Origin of the sequence: Herbidospora sakaeratensis (genome assembly GCF_001570525.1) — a bacterium.
Classification (GTDB): Bacteria; Actinomycetota; Actinomycetes; order Streptosporangiales; family Streptosporangiaceae; genus Herbidospora; species Herbidospora sakaeratensis.
Genome location: NZ_BBXC01000009.1, coordinates 597,756 through 610,915, shown reverse-complemented (window position 1 = coordinate 610,915; position 13,160 = coordinate 597,756). Strand labels below are relative to the sequence as shown.

At 70.1% G+C, this 13,160-nt stretch carries 13 protein-coding genes and 2 pseudogenes; 5 read left to right on the top strand and 10 right to left on the bottom strand.

All coding sequences use genetic code 11. The annotated features are described in order from the left end of the window. Positions 1 to 26 precede the first annotated feature (26 nt). The 3 genes from tsf to AW271_RS12945 all read right to left on the bottom strand — a co-directional run bounded on the left by tsf (position 27) and on the right by AW271_RS12945 (position 2,724). The gene (tsf, locus tag AW271_RS12955) at positions 27 to 860 is read right to left on the bottom strand and encodes a translation elongation factor Ts (protein ID WP_062336273.1); all 834 of its coding nucleotides are present in this window, start codon (positions 858 to 860) and stop codon (positions 27 to 29) included. 84 nt (positions 861 to 944) lie between these two features. Next, positions 945 to 1,841 carry a 30S ribosomal protein S2 gene (gene rpsB / locus AW271_RS12950; RefSeq protein ID WP_062336266.1) on the bottom strand — a complete coding sequence of 299 codons (897 nt, stop codon included), beginning with the start codon at positions 1,839 to 1,841 and terminating at the stop codon, positions 945 to 947. 286 nt (positions 1,842 to 2,127) lie between these two features. Next, positions 2,128 to 2,724, bottom strand: coding sequence for an ArsR/SmtB family transcription factor (locus AW271_RS12945; protein ID WP_063817957.1), 597 nt, complete (start codon positions 2,722 to 2,724; stop codon positions 2,128 to 2,130). A 72-nt stretch (positions 2,725 to 2,796) separates the two neighbouring features. On the opposite strand from AW271_RS12945, the gene AW271_RS12940 reads away from it, so the two are divergent. Next, entirely contained in the window at positions 2,797 to 4,074 is a 1,278-nt protein-coding gene (locus AW271_RS12940) for an MFS transporter (RefSeq protein ID WP_063817956.1), read from the top strand. On the opposite strand, the gene AW271_RS12935 is transcribed toward AW271_RS12940, so the two are convergent. Continuing rightward, a complete protein-coding gene (locus tag AW271_RS12935; RefSeq protein ID WP_062336258.1) occupies positions 4,007 to 5,266 on the bottom strand; it encodes a CoA transferase in 1,260 nt (419 codons plus the stop codon). The genes AW271_RS12940 and AW271_RS12935 overlap by 68 nt on opposite strands. A gap of 128 nt (positions 5,267 to 5,394) precedes the next feature. Between AW271_RS12935 and AW271_RS12930 the strand changes: the two genes are divergently transcribed. Further along, positions 5,395 to 5,844 carry a M23 family metallopeptidase gene (locus AW271_RS12930; protein WP_083976554.1) on the top strand — a complete coding sequence of 150 codons (450 nt, stop codon included), beginning with the start codon at positions 5,395 to 5,397 and terminating at the stop codon, positions 5,842 to 5,844. 801 nt (positions 5,845 to 6,645) lie between these two features. Here the strand turns inward: AW271_RS12930 and AW271_RS42320 are convergent. From AW271_RS42320 to AW271_RS12900, 6 genes and pseudogenes are all read right to left on the bottom strand, one after another. Continuing rightward, positions 6,646 to 7,143: pseudogene (locus AW271_RS42320) on the bottom strand (tyrosine-type recombinase/integrase); the annotation flags it as partial. 1,185 nt (positions 7,144 to 8,328) lie between these two features. Then, positions 8,329 to 8,589: pseudogene (locus AW271_RS42315) on the bottom strand (site-specific integrase); the annotation flags it as partial. Between the two features lie 6 nt (positions 8,590 to 8,595). Next, positions 8,596 to 9,705 carry a DNA-processing protein DprA gene (gene dprA / locus AW271_RS12915; RefSeq protein ID WP_062336250.1) on the bottom strand — a complete coding sequence of 370 codons (1,110 nt, stop codon included), beginning with the start codon at positions 9,703 to 9,705 and terminating at the stop codon, positions 8,596 to 8,598. Then, entirely contained in the window at positions 9,702 to 10,343 is a 642-nt protein-coding gene (locus AW271_RS12910) for an ATP-binding protein (protein ID WP_062336248.1), read from the bottom strand. The genes dprA and AW271_RS12910 overlap by 4 nt, the downstream gene beginning before the upstream one ends. 236 nt (positions 10,344 to 10,579) lie before the next feature. Beyond that, positions 10,580 to 11,059 (bottom strand): GntR family transcriptional regulator, encoded by a 480-nt coding sequence (locus AW271_RS12905; RefSeq protein WP_169806324.1) that lies wholly within the window; start codon positions 11,057 to 11,059, stop codon positions 10,580 to 10,582. Positions 11,060 to 11,172: 113 nt separating this feature from the next. Beyond that, entirely contained in the window at positions 11,173 to 11,943 is a 771-nt protein-coding gene (locus tag AW271_RS12900) for a GntR family transcriptional regulator (RefSeq protein ID WP_062336244.1), read from the bottom strand. Positions 11,944 to 12,027: 84 nt separating this feature from the next. Here AW271_RS12900 and AW271_RS12895 point away from each other — a divergent pair, with 84 nt between their 5' ends. Genes AW271_RS12895 through AW271_RS12885 form a run of 3 tightly spaced genes read left to right on the top strand, consistent with a single transcriptional unit; the run spans position 12,028 to position 13,018 of the window. Next, positions 12,028 to 12,423: an ATP-binding protein gene (locus tag AW271_RS12895; RefSeq protein WP_062336241.1), complete on the top strand. Its 396-nt coding sequence runs from the start codon at positions 12,028 to 12,030 to the stop codon at positions 12,421 to 12,423. Continuing rightward, the gene (locus tag AW271_RS12890) at positions 12,420 to 12,740 is read left to right on the top strand and encodes a hypothetical protein (RefSeq protein WP_062336239.1); all 321 of its coding nucleotides are present in this window, start codon (positions 12,420 to 12,422) and stop codon (positions 12,738 to 12,740) included. Before AW271_RS12895 ends, AW271_RS12890 begins: the two co-directional genes overlap by 4 nt. Next, positions 12,737 to 13,018 carry a hypothetical protein gene (locus AW271_RS12885; protein ID WP_062336237.1) on the top strand — a complete coding sequence of 94 codons (282 nt, stop codon included), beginning with the start codon at positions 12,737 to 12,739 and terminating at the stop codon, positions 13,016 to 13,018. Before AW271_RS12890 ends, AW271_RS12885 begins: the two co-directional genes overlap by 4 nt. Positions 13,019 to 13,160 lie beyond the last annotated feature (142 nt).

The window sequence follows — 13,160 nt, the reverse complement described above, 5'->3', positions numbered from 1 at the left end:
GGACGACCTCGGGTGACAGCCCCAGACTATGCCTGGCCGACCTTGAAGCGGGTGAAGGCCAGGACCTTGACGCCGGCCTCGTCCGCGTACTTCTTGATCGACTTCTTGTTGTCCTTCACGAACGCCTGCTGGAGCAGCGTGAAGTCCTTGTACCAGCCGTTGACGCGACCCTCGACGATCTTGGCGATCGCGGGCTCGGGCTTGCCCTCCTCGCGGGTCATCTCCTCGAAGAGCGCGCGCTCCTTCTCGATGACCTCGGCGGGCACGGCGTCGGCGTCGAGGTACTTCGGCGCCATCGCGGCGGCGTGCTGCGCGATGTCCTTGGCGACCTCGGCGTTGGCCGAGTCGAGCTGGACCAGCACGCCCACGGCCGGGGGCAGCTGCGGGTCGGTCTTGTGCATGTAGGCGCCGATGTAGCCGCCTTCGAGCACGGAGAAACGACGGATCTCGATCTTCTCGCCGAGGGCCGCGTTGGCCTCGTCGAGGTGCTCCTTGACGGTCTTGCCGTCGAGCTTGGAGTCGAGCAGCTCGGCCACGTCGGCCGGCTTGGTCTCGAGCACGAACTCGACGATCTGGGCGGCCAGCTCCTGGAAGCGCTCGCCCTTGGCGACGAAGTCGGTCTCGCAGTTGAGCTCGAGCAGGGCCGCGGCGGAGTCGCCGTTCTGCTTGAGGGCGACCAGGCCGTTGGAGGCGGTGCGGGCCTCGCGCTTGCCGACGTCCTTGGCGCCCTTGAGACGCAGGAGCTCGACCGCGCGGTCGAAGTCGCCCTCGGACTCCTCCAGCGCCTTCTTGCAGTCCATCATGCCGGCGGCCGTCAGCTCGCGAAGCCGCTTGACATCGGCCATGTTCACGGAAGCCATTGTCATTTCCTCATGGGTTTCGTCGTGGAGCGGGTGGGCGCGTCACGGTCGACACGCCCACCCGGGAGAGCTTTGGGGAAGGAACTACGCCTGCTTCTCGTCGCCCTCGGCCGGAGCCTCAGCCGGAGCCTCGGCAGCAGCCTCGGCGGCGGGGGCCTCCTCGGCGGCGGCCTCGGCCGGGGCCTCGGCGGCGGGCGTGCCCTCGAGCAGCTCGCGCTCCCACTCGGCCAGCGGCTCGGCCGCGGCCACACCGGCCGGCTTGTCGTCGCCGCCGCGCGAGGCGCCGGCGCGGGTCATGAGACCGTCGGCGACCGCGTCGGCGATCACCCGGGTCAGCAGGCTGACGGCGCGGATGGCGTCGTCGTTGCCCGGGATCGGGTAGTCGACCTCGTCGGGGTCGCAGTTGGTGTCGAGGATCGCGACGACCGGGATGCCGAGCTTCTTGGCCTCGGAGATCCCGATGTGCTCCTTCTTGGTGTCCACGACCCAGACCGCGCTCGGGACGCGGGACATGTCCCGGATGCCGCCGAGGGTGCGCTCGAGCTTCTCCTTCTCACGACGGCGGAGCAGCAGCTCCTTCTTCGTGAGGCCGGAGGCGGCGACGTTCTCGAAGTCGAGCTCCTCGAGCTCCTTCAGGCGCTGGAGCCTCTTGTGGACGGTCGAGAAGTTGGTCAGCATGCCGCCCAGCCAGCGCTGGTTCACGTAGGGCATGCCCACGCGCGCCGCCTGCTCGGCGATCGACTCCTGCGCCTGCTTCTTGGTGCCGATGAACATGATCGTGCCGCCGTGGGCGACCGTCTCCTTGACGAAGTCGTAGGCCCTGTCGATGTAGGACAGCGACTTCTGGAGGTCGATGATGTAGATGCCGTTGCGCTCGGTGAAGATGAAGCGCTTCATCTTCGGGTTCCACCGGCGGGTCTGGTGGCCGAAGTGAACGCCGCTCTCCAGGAGCTGTCGCATGGTGACGACGGGGGTGGCCATGAAATGGTCCTCCACGATCTCGGTTATACGCACGGGCCGGCGGCCCGCGCCCTGACGCCCCGAACCGTTCCAGCCGCCTTACCGGCGGACCGAGAGGACGTTTCGTGAATGGGCGTGCGAATTCGGCCTCAGCTATGGAGACCACCGGACAGTCTACCCGGAACCGGTGGACGACTTGACCTGCCCGCGCACCCCGGGTGGCCGGAGCCGGTCGGGTGGCCGGCCGGGCGGAGCCGTAACGGAAAGAGCTCTTGAGCCGAGACGGCGCGGCGGGATGGCGCCTCGATCAGCCCTGTGACGGCCTCTTGGGGGCGCGCGGGAAGAGCCGGAGCTGGAACTCGGTCACGCGGGCGCCGTTGGGGGTGGTCTCGGGGTCGCGGTCGGTGATCCGGTAGGGGGCGATGAGCTCGTCGATCCGCCCGGCCAGGTCGCGGATCTCGTCGGGATCCATCAGGAGCACCACGTGGGCGAGGCGGGTCGCGTGCCGCCAGTCGGCGGACTCCCGCGACGACTGGGCCAGATACTCCGACAGCCGCCGCGACGCCTCGTCGAGCACCGTCTGGATGACCGCGCCCTGGGCGGCGAGCAACTCGGGGGTGAGTTCGCCGCTTTCGGGGTCTTTCATACCCCAGCCCTTCTGGAGCGCCCGCCACACGCGTTCGCGCCCGTCGCCGCGCGCGGGGGCCGCCTCGATGAGGCCGTGCTTGGCGAGGGTGCGCAGGTGGTAGCTGCACGCGCTCGGCGACAACCCGGCGATCTCGGCGCACTCGGTGGCCGTCGCCGGGCCCTCCTCCTGCAGGCGGCCCAGGATCGCCAGCCTCGCCGGGTGGGCCATCGCGCGCAGCAGCCCGACGTCGTCGGTGACCATCCGATGGCTCGTCATGGGGCTCCACGGTAGGGCGTCGGGAGATATGAAGCATTGCCTTCATAACTCTGAAAGAGTACTTTCATAAATATGATCCCCCTTCGCCGTCAGCGCGACTACCGCCTCCTCTGGTCCGCCCGCGCCGTCACCGAGACGGGCAGCGAGGTGTCCCGGCTGGCCGTCCCGCTCACCGCCGTCACCCTGCTCGCCGCCTCGCCGCTGGAGATGGGCGTGCTCACCGCCGCCGCCTCGCTCCCGTTCCTGTTCGTGGGCCTCCCCGTCGGGGTCTGGGCCGACCGCGTCCGTCGCCGCCGCCCCGTGCTGGTGCTCTGCGAACTGATCTCCGGTACGGCCGTCGCGACCGTCCCCGTCGCCTGGCTGCTCGGCCTGCTGACGGTCACCTGGCTGATCGGCGTGGCCCTGGTGGTCGGCGCCTGCACCGTGACCTTCCGGAACTTCACGATGCCCCACCTGACCAGCGTGGTCGCCGAACCCCAGCGGACCGAGGCCATCGCCGGCATGCAGTCGGTCTTCGCCATCGCCCAGCTCGGCGGCCCCGGCCTGGCGGGCGTCCTGGTGAGCGTGTTGTCGGCGCCCCTGGCCCTGCTGGTGAACGCCGTGACGTTCGTGACCTCGGCCCTGCTGCTGCGCTCGATCCGCGCCGAGGAGCCGGCCCGCCCGGCCTCCCCGAGGCGGTCGCTGCGGCGGGAGATCGCCGAGGGCATGTCGGCGCTGGTCCGCCACCCGGTCCTGCGGGCGCTGGCGCTGTGCGGGATGACGGTCAACCTGTTCGCGGCGGCCCAGCTGGCGGTCTACGTGCTGTACGCCGTCCACGTGCTGGGCCTGCCCGGCGGCCTGGTCGGCATCATGATGATCGGCTTCGGCGCGGGAGGGCTCGTCGGCGCGTTCGCCGCCCCGAAGCTCTCGCGGCGCTTCGGCGGCGGCCCGGTGCTGCTGGGGGCGGTGCTGTTCTTCCCGCTCGGCTTTCTGGTCATGGCGGCCGTGAGCGGGCCCGTGTGGTGGTGCGTGCTGCTGATCGGCACGGCCGAGGCCGTGGTGGGCGTGGCCGTGGTCTGCTTCAGCGTCTGCTCGGGCGCGTTGTCGCTGCGCGAGACGCCCCCCGAGCTCATCGGCCGGGTGAACGCGTCGATCAACTTCCTGACGCAGGGCGCGCTGGGTGTCGGCGGCCTGCTCGGCGGCGTGGCGGGAGAGCTCCTGGGCCTGCGCCCGGCGATGTGGGTGTGCTTCGCCGGCGCGCTGCTGACCATCCCGTGCCTGTGGTTGTCGCCGCTGGCGGGCTTCACCAGGCGGGCTCGTGCTCCCCGGGAAGCGGCGGCGGCGCCCATGTGGGAGGACGCCCGCCGATGAGACCGGGCGGCCGGACGAAGGTGTACCCGTCGCGGGTCTCCAGGAGGTCGTCCACCTCGGGCTCCCCGCCGGGAGGGACGCGACCGAGCGAGTCGAGCCAGTGGGCGGTCGCCGCGAGCGAGAGCGTGGCGTGCCAGGATCCGCCCTCCCGCCCCCGGCGGACGAGCGCCGCGGCCGCCGCGAAGGCGGCCAGATAACCGGTGGCGTGATCGAGGGCCTGACAGGGCAGCGCCCCCGATTCGGCCACGATCCCCGTGGACATCTGCACGAGACTGTCGAACCCGCGCCTCCCGTGCCACGGCCCCGGACCATAGGCGGAGAGGTCGACCACGACGAGCCCCGGCCGCAGCGCCACGAGATCGGTGACGCCGAACCCGAGCCGGTCGAGCGCCCCCGGGCGATAGCCGCGGATGACGACGTCGGCCCCCCTGACGAGCTCCCTGAGCCGGTCGCCCTCGGCGGGCAGATCGACGAGGCACGACCGTTTGCCCGCCGCCGTCTCCAGCACCAGCCCCGGGACCTCGGGGATTCCCGGCCCGCAGACGTGCATGACGTCGGCCCCGCGCGAGGCGAGAAACCGGCCGGCGACAGGCCCGGCGATCACCCTGGTCAGATCGACCACCCGCATCCCCGGCTGACGGGGCGGCGGCCCGGGAAGCCTGTCGAGCGTGATCAGCGGCCGCGCCGCCACCGCCCGGCCCTGGGGGTGGCCGGCCCATTCGCTCCTGCCACGCATCGCGGCCGCGCATCCGCCCGCCCGGGTGACCCGGTCCTCGATCTCTTCGCCGGTACGTCGTCCGCACGCCTCCCCCACCTCCTCCCGGGTGGCGTCCGGAGGCAGCCCGAGAGCTTCCAGCGCCGCGTCTCTGTGGTGGTCGAAGTTGGCGTGGATCCTGACGCGCCCGTCGGCGCAGGCGTAGTCGCCACTGAGCGGAGCCCACAAAGGGATCGGCTCCCCGTCGATGCGGAAGTGCCGCTCACTGCGGAAGGCGACGGCGGCGTGCCTCATGTCGACCTCCGCCCGCCCGCGCTGCCCGGTCAGGACGGCGAGGGCGGCCGTCGCCGCCCCGACACTGGCCGCTGCGGCGGTCCCGATGCGAAAGGGCGAGGGCATGACCGGCTCACGGCCGGTGACAGTGACGTGGCCGAGGTCGACGCCGACGAGCCGCCCCAGGTCATGGATGACGTTCACCGCATCCCCAAGTTATCCACAAGCTCTTCCACAGGCTGATCCCTCAGATCCGGACATACCTCGAACGGTTTTCCACAAGCGGTCGCCGACGGATCGCGGTGCGTATCGATTTCGCCAGGCTGTGGCCCATGTTGTTCCCAGCTTCGATGGCACTCGTGATCGCTGCCCAATGGGGGTGGCCGTTGGCCGGGGCGTCCCGGCCGGTGCGGGTGTTCGCTCCTCCGGCGGAGCGGTGGCTTTCCGGGCATCGCGGGGTCGACCTGCCTGCCGTGACGGGGCAGGAGGTGCTGGCGGCCGGGGAGGGAGTCGTGACGGTGGCGCGGCGGGTGGCGGGGCGGGGGGTGGTGACGGTGACACACGCCAACGGGCTGCGGACTACGTATCTGCCGGTGGACGCGTTGGTTACGGAGGGGCGGCGGGTGCGGGCGGGGGAGGTGCTGGGGACGGTGGGCGGGGCTGAGGGGCACTGTCCGGCTACGTGCCTGCATTGGGGGTTGGTGAGCGGGGAGCTGTATTTGGATCCGCTGCTCTTGCTGGGCTTGGGCCAGGTCAGACTGCTGCCCCTGCCAGAGGACTGATGGGCTGCGCTCACTTGCACACGGCGATCGCCCTGAGCCCGCAGGGCGTGGGCGGGCCCGTGTCCACAAGGTCTTGGTGACTGCGAGGCGGCGACGAGCCAGGCGACACAGCCCAGCCGGGTTGCTTGCGAGCCCGCCAAAGAGCCGCCCGGGCGATAGCGACGCTTGAGGGCAAGGAGGGTTTCGAATCGGCCGGATGGAGCTAGCCAACTGCAGCTCAGCCGGCGGAGACCCGACCGATCGGGGACCAGTCGGCTGGGGACCTGAATGCAGCACCCGACGAGGACAATTCGGCTGGAGACATCCAACAAGACCGACCGAACCAAGACCGACCGAACCGTGGACCGATTCGGGGACCAGCAGAGCGGAGAATCCGGGCGAAACACTCGAGCAGAAACACTCGAGGCAGAACGCGAGCGGAGACACTCGAGGCAAGACCCGCCGACCCAGGCCATACAGGCCGAAACCAGCCGCAGTTTCGCGTCTGTTGCACCGGCACCTACGCCAAACCGCTGCATGCCGTCTAACCGCAGTGCACCGCTGGAGTCGCGCGAAGGCACTTGCCCGCGAGTCTCCCCCTCGCGGACACGGTCCTCCGATCTGACGGACTGGGCAAAGGTGTCTCGCGACGGTATCGAGGTGGCGCAGCCAGATCACCTCGTCCTTCGGCGCTCTGCCCGGTTTGCACCGCCCCCTGGTCCATCCCGCGCTGACTGTCTGGCCGACCTCCAGTGCGGCCTGCGCGACTTCCCCTGGGCCTGCGTCCACCTGCACGATCAATGCTTCGGCAGCATCTCCCGATCAAGCTCGGGGGTGGGCCTGCTGGTAGGCGGCCCTCAGGCGCTCGATCGAGACGTGGGTGTAGATCTGGGTGGTTCCCAGCGACGCGTGGCCGAGTAGTTCCTGCACGCTGCGGAGATCGGCACCGCCCTCCAGAAGATGGGTGGCCGCCGTGTGGCGGAGACCGTGCGGACCCATGTCCGTCACGCCCGCTTCGCCCAAGCGGGCGTGCACGACCCGCCGGACCGCGCTCTGATCGATCCGCCCGCCCTTGACCCCGAGGAAGAGCGCCGGGCCAGAGCGCCCGCAGACGAGGATGGGCCGTCCTCGGACACGCCAGGCGTCCACCGCATCGAGCGCCGGCAGGCCCAGCGGCACGACCCGCTCCCTGCCGCCTTTGCCGAGTACCCGGATGGTCCGCCGCTCCCGATCGACGTCGTCCACGTCGAGTCCGCAGAGTTCACTGACCCGGATGCCGGTGGCGTAGAGCACCTCAAGCAGAGCCTGGTCACGCAGTTCCTTCGCCAAAGTGAGCGGATCGTCTTCGGCCGGTTCCGGCCCCGTCACTCGCCCGTGTGCGGGATCCCGCGCCCTCTCGGTATCCGCGACGGGTGCTCGATCGCGAAGAGCCTTCCAACCCGAGCTCAGGCTTTCACGATCCGGATCAAGCGGAACTTCAGCGGAGTCAAGCGGGACATCTCGGTATCCGGAGTGGCCACGACGAGAATCGTGGGGACCGTCGCCCAGTGGTTCCCCGGCCTCAGCAGCCGAGCAGTTCGGATCCGGCCTATCGAAGACCTGGCCGTAACCATCGTCGGTCTCCCCTCGACGGCCGCCATCTAGAGGCGCGGCACCGCCAAACGCCTTCTCTGAATCGCTGATGCGGGGGTGGGCGACCCCTGGATACCCAGCCGTAGAAACCGAGCCACTTGGTTCCAGCCCGTACAAGACCTGACCGTAACGATCATCGGTCTCCTCCCCCGGGCCTCCGACCGAAGGCAAGCCATCAACAGACGCCTCTGCCGGATTGCTGAGGCAGGGCTGGCCGACCCTTTGATGCTCGGCCGCAGTAACCAAGCCGCTCGGATCTGGCCCATGGAAGACCTGACCGTAACGATCACCGGTCGCCCTCCATTGGCCCCGGCCTGAAGGCACGCCATCACCAGACGCCTGAGCTGGATCGCTGAGGCGCGACTCGTCAACTGATGGTTTGCCGACCTCCTCAGCAGAACTGCTCAGGTCCGGCCTATAGAAGACCCGCCCATGACGATCGCCGGTGTCTCCCCAACGGCCGCCGCCTAGAGGCACGCCATCACCAGACGCCTGTGCCGGATCGTTGAGGCGCGACTCGTCAACTGACGGTTTGCCGACCTCCTCAGCAGAACTGCTCAGGTCCGGCCCATAGAAGACCCGCCCATGACGATCGCCGGTGTCACCCCAACGGCCGCCACCTAGAGGCACGCCACTACCTGACGCCTTTCCTCTACCAGAGAGACCTTCGTCGGAGAGATCTCTGCCGGACAGACCTGGGCCTGGAAGACCCCTGCCGGCCGAATCTCCGCCAGACAGAGCTGCACCAGGTCTCCTGAGGTCCAGCATCCGGATCGCCTCAGCCTGGTCGAGCACCTTCGGCAGAGTCCGCTTGGCCCGGGCCGTGCCGAGCAGGAGGCCCGGATCGGAAGAGAGCCACCCCGCCCTGTGGCAGAACGCCGTGAAAGAACGGACACAGGCCGTGCGCCGGGCCAGGGTCGCCCGGGACTTGCCGGTTTCGTGTTGCTCCCCCAGCCAGTCCCGAAGCACGCCCACGTCGATCAGTTCCACTCGGTCGACGCCCGCGTCGATGAGGTGTTCGGCCAGGGACGCCATGTCGCCCGTGTAAGCCCGTACCGTGTTGGCCGCCAGGCCGCGTTCGACCCGGAGGTGGCGTTCGAAGGCTCGTATCGCGTCCTCAAGATCTCCCGACATATCCGTCTATCTTCCCCTTCCTCGGGCGGTCAGCCGCCAGCCGGATTCCTCCCGCTTCAGGTAGCCGCCGGCTTCCAGGTTGCCCAGGCAGGCCAGGGCCACCGGCAGGGGCAGACCGGCCTTCAGCGCGACCTCGGCCGGTCCGATCACCCCGAGTCCGCCCGGCATCGCGTCGAGGATGCGCTTGGACTCCAGGCTGAGCAGGTCTCGACGGGTGACGGGGCCGCGCGGGATGGGGGCGATGTCGTCTCCGGCCTGGCCGACCTGTTCCAGGATCTCGTCGGCCGACGTCACGCACATGGCTTTTCCGAGACGGATCAGGTTGTTGCAGCCGACCGAGACGTCGCTGGTCACCGGGCCCGGGATGGCCATCAGGTGGCGGTTCAGCTGGAAGGCGTGGTGGGCGGTGTTCAGCGCGCCCGAGCGAGGGGCCGCCTGGACGACCACCGTTCCCCGCGACAGGGCCGCGATGACCCGGTTGCGGACGAGGAAGCGTAACCGCGTCGGGTTCACTCCGGGCGGCGATTCGCTGATCACCAAGCCCTCCTCGCGGATGGCGGCGAACAGGTCCTGGTGGGCCGCCGGGTAGGGGACGTCCACGCCGCAGGCCAGGATCGCGATCGTCGGAGACGGGCCGGCCAGGCAGCCTCGATGGGCGGCGGCGTCGATGCCGTACGCGCCCCCGGAGATCACCGAGTAACCCCGGTCGGACAGGCGGCAGGCCAGTTCGGAGGCCACGTTCACCCCGTAGGCGCTGGCCGCCCGGGCTCCGACCAGCGCGATCGAGCGGGCGCAGGCACGGCGGAGGTCTCCCCGGCCGTCTGCCCACAGGCCGATGGGGCGGGCGTCGCCCAGGTCGTCAAGTTGACTCGGCCAGTCGGGGTCGCCGGGAATGACGAAGCGGTGGCGCGCCAGGTCGTCGTCGGGGTCGCCGGCCGCCAGGGCCCGCGTCCGCCAGGCCGCCGCCCGGCGGTCGTCCACGCCTTCCAGGGTGCCCTTCCGGATTGCGGCCAGGACGGCCTCCGCTCCGTGGGCCGCGATCTGGCGGCCCATGGTCTCGTCGCCGGTCTCGGCGATCCGGGTCAGGGCCGCGCGTGCGGTCCGGTCACCGGTCACAGTTCCTCTCCCATCCACATCGTGAGTGCCAGTGAGATCTCGTCGGCCGACGGCCGGGGACGCCGGCTGATGTCGGCGATCGTCCAGGCCACCCGGAGCACGCGGTCGACCCCCCGGGCGCTGAGGGTGCCCACGTCGACGGCGCGGTGCAGGGGGGCCAGTACGCGATGATCGAGGCGCCAGCCGCCGTGCAGGAGCGACGAGGGGACCTCGGCGTTGAGGCGCCAGGGGGTGCCGGTCAGGCGGGCGGCGGCGCGTTCGCGGGCTTCGACGACCCGTTCGGCGACGGTGGCGCTGGATTCGGTGAGCGCGCGGTCGGCGAGGAGTTCGGCCCGGGTGGGGGGCGAGAGCCGTACCTTCACGTCGACCCGGTCGAGCAGCGGGCCGGACAGGCGGGACAGATAGCGCCGCCGGACGGACGGAGTGCAGGTGCAGAACCGCCCCGCTTCGCCGCTGAGCCCGCACGGGCACGGGTTGGCGGCCAGCACCAGGGTGAACCTGGCCGGGAACGTCACCGAGCCGTTCGCCCGCGAGACCGTGACCTGGCCCGACTCGACCGGCTGGCGGAGCGAGTCGAGCACCCGGGGCGGGAACTCCGGCGCCTCGTCGAGGAACAGGATGCCGCGATGCGCCACCATACGCCAATGTCTCTTGAGCATTGTCGCTGGTCAAGAGAGTATTGATCAGTCAGACGACGTATTACGTGACATGACGTAATACGTCAGCTACGATCCGACATTCCATGTGTGTCTGCACCGCCGCCTTAGGCGAGGGTTGGGCGCCGCACCGCCGGCCTTGTCCTTCCCGGGGCGAGAGGCTGTCGGTGCGGTCTACATGGGGGTCACCCCGGCATGGATAGTGCCGGGGTGACCCGTCAACCGGACCGCCCCCCCGCCGCGTCCTGCTCATGATTGCCGACGAGCGCGATTCGATCACCCGCTAGAACTTCCATCTCTCCCCCGGGCTTCTCGAACACGACTACCGGCACCCCCTCCGGCAGCCCAATGTCATGACGCTCCCGCTCCGTAGGCATGCGAACAATGGCCCGCATCCCGGGCCCCAGCGTCACGTCGGCGCGCTGCGGAGGCCGGCGCACCACCGAACCCTGCCGGGTGGTGTCGATCAGCCCTTCCGAGCGGAGGATGGCGAGAGCGTCGCGGACGGCGTCAACGCCGATTCCGTACTCGTAGACGTAGGTGTCCTGGGTCAGCAGTTTGTCCCCGGGCCGGAGCCGGCCGGTGGCGATCTGGTCGCGGATGATGCTGGCCAGCTGGCGGTAGACCGCCACACCCGTGTGGGGCTTGATCTGCCCGGCGCCTGACCCCCTGACCATGATCGCGACCGTACTGGCCATGATGGCCACATCCCCATATGGCCATATAGCCATCATGGCCATGAGGATCACTAGCTGCGAAAACACGAAGGGCCGCCCTCCCTCGCAGGGAAGACGGCCGTTCGACGGTCAACTCAGTCCTGCTCGTCCGGCGGATCGATCCGCCACCCGTACACGAGCTCGAACAAGTCCGCGGGCAGCACCAGGTCGGCGGTCTCGACGGCCCGTCCGCTCGCCACGTACGACCGCTTGATCGTCAACACGACAGAGCCCGGCGGTCTCTCCAGCAGCCTGCACTCATCCGCCGACCCGAGCCGGGCCCCCACGACCTCGTCGGTCCCATCGATTCGGATGCCGATCGCCAGCATGCGCTCGACCACGCCGCGGCCGGCGTGCGGGCCCTCCTCGGGCAGGACGATCGCGGTGCCGCGGGTGTCGTCGAGCCGCTCCCAGCTGTCGCTCAGCATCACGGTGCGGCCGTCGGCTTTGAAGCGGTAGCGGGTGTGGAGGACGTCGGGGTTGTCGCCGTCGGGGGCAGCGAGGTCGAGGCGTTCGCGGACGTGGTCGGGGGCCTGTGCGGTGCGGGAGTCGTACTCCCAGGACCCGACGCGGCCTTGGGCTTCCATCTCGGCGGCGAAGGGGCTCCCGGATCGGCGGGCGCGGTCCCAGCAGCGGGTGAGGGCGCGGAGTTGTGGCCGGTCGCGAACGTAGGAGCCCGACCCGCTCCTTGTGAGGACGTGGCCTTCGGCGACGAGGAGGCGGATGGCGGCTTGGGCTGTGCCGCTGGTTACCCCGTAGTCGCGCTTGATCGTCGGGATCGACGGCAGCTGGTCGCCGACGGCGAGCTCTCCTGAGGTGATCTTGCGCCGCAGGTCGTCGGCGATGCGCTGGTAGGTGTGATCCACACGCCATAGCTTGACGTGCTTACCCGTAAGGTTGCAAGCTAAGGCCGATGATACAGAGCCTTACGCCTAAGGTTGGGATCCCCTGTGAGTGAACCACCCGCCGCACTGGCCCCCTACAACCAGACACTCCCCGGGACCGACGCCGCCCCTCTCCAGGCCGCGCAATGGATCCGGACGATCGCTGAGCACGAGCAGCCCGACCTCGCCGACCGGGCCGCCGAAGTCGTCTACGCCCTCGTCGCGTCGGCTGTCCGTCACACGCGCGAGCGCGACCAGATCTCGGTCCGGGCTCAGATGCTCGACGGCGGCAGGCTGCGTGTCGAAGTCCGCGACCCGGCCGGCCAGCCGACCCGGCCCGGCCCTGCGGTGTGGGACGACGTGTCACGGAAGGTGCGGGACTTCGGAGGGTGTACCGCAGGTGGTGAGTATCTGGCCTGGGTGGAGTTCGGCCCCGAGATGCTCGCGGGGAGATCGCGATGACCACTCGCCGCCCGTTCGGGCGGGGGCCTCTCACCAGCAGTCGCCCCCCGATCCAGCCGCCCCAGCCCGATGCCACCAAGCTCGTTTGGCGCAAGGCCGACCTGTCCGCCGAGGTGCGCGTCGTCGACACCGCCTCCCCCGAGGACGGACACGATTACGAGCTGTGTGTCTCGCACGACACCGGCGTGCCGCTGCTGCGGATCCGGTGGCGCACGAGCACCGGCACCCGGACCGACAGCCTGAAGGAGACGGCGCCCGCGGCCGAACCCGAGGTTGCCCGTCTTTGGGCTGACCTGCTGGCAGGGAGGGCGCGGTGACGACGGACAGAGAGTTGTTCCGCCGCATCTCGGAGCCCGTGGGGGCCGCCGAGTTGGCGGGCTTCAAGGTCGGCGACCGGGTGGTCGTCGACAAGCTCCTCACCGACGAGTGGGCGGTGGCCCCGTTCAAACCGCCCAAGTGGCTGATGGGCTGCACGGCCACGGTCACGCGCGTCGCCGGTAACGGGCGCGCGGTGATGGTCGTCGTGGACGAGGCTCCGGCGGGGGCGGACCCGGAGCAGCGCGTGGTGGCCGCCGGGCTCCGACTGGCCCCTTAGACCGCCTGCCCGCCCGTGGGCCCCCGAGCGGGGGGCAGGCCCGGGTCCGGTCTCTGACTTGGGAGAGCGGAGGCCGGACCCCACCAAGTACGACGGCCCCGTCTGAGCGATCGAAGCGCCAGACGGGGCCGGGCCCGAAGAC

Coding starts and splice junctions, on each gene's coding strand:
- tsf (WP_062336273.1), bottom strand. CDS start 860: ATGGCTTCCGTGAACATGGCCGATGTCAAGCGGCTTCGCGAGCTGACG.
- rpsB (WP_062336266.1), bottom strand. CDS start 1,841: ATGGCCACCCCCGTCGTCACCATGCGACAGCTCCTGGAGAGCGGCGTT.
- AW271_RS12945 (WP_063817957.1), bottom strand. CDS start 2,724: ATGACGAGCCATCGGATGGTCACCGACGACGTCGGGCTGCTGCGCGCG.
- AW271_RS12940 (WP_063817956.1), top strand. CDS start 2,797: ATGATCCCCCTTCGCCGTCAGCGCGACTACCGCCTCCTCTGGTCCGCC.
- AW271_RS12930 (WP_083976554.1), top strand. CDS start 5,395: ATGTTGTTCCCAGCTTCGATGGCACTCGTGATCGCTGCCCAATGGGGG.
- AW271_RS12910 (WP_062336248.1), bottom strand. CDS start 10,343: ATGGTGGCGCATCGCGGCATCCTGTTCCTCGACGAGGCGCCGGAGTTC.
- AW271_RS12905 (WP_169806324.1), bottom strand. CDS start 11,059: ATGGCCAGTACGGTCGCGATCATGGTCAGGGGGTCAGGCGCCGGGCAG.
- AW271_RS12890 (WP_062336239.1), top strand. CDS start 12,420: ATGACCACTCGCCGCCCGTTCGGGCGGGGGCCTCTCACCAGCAGTCGC.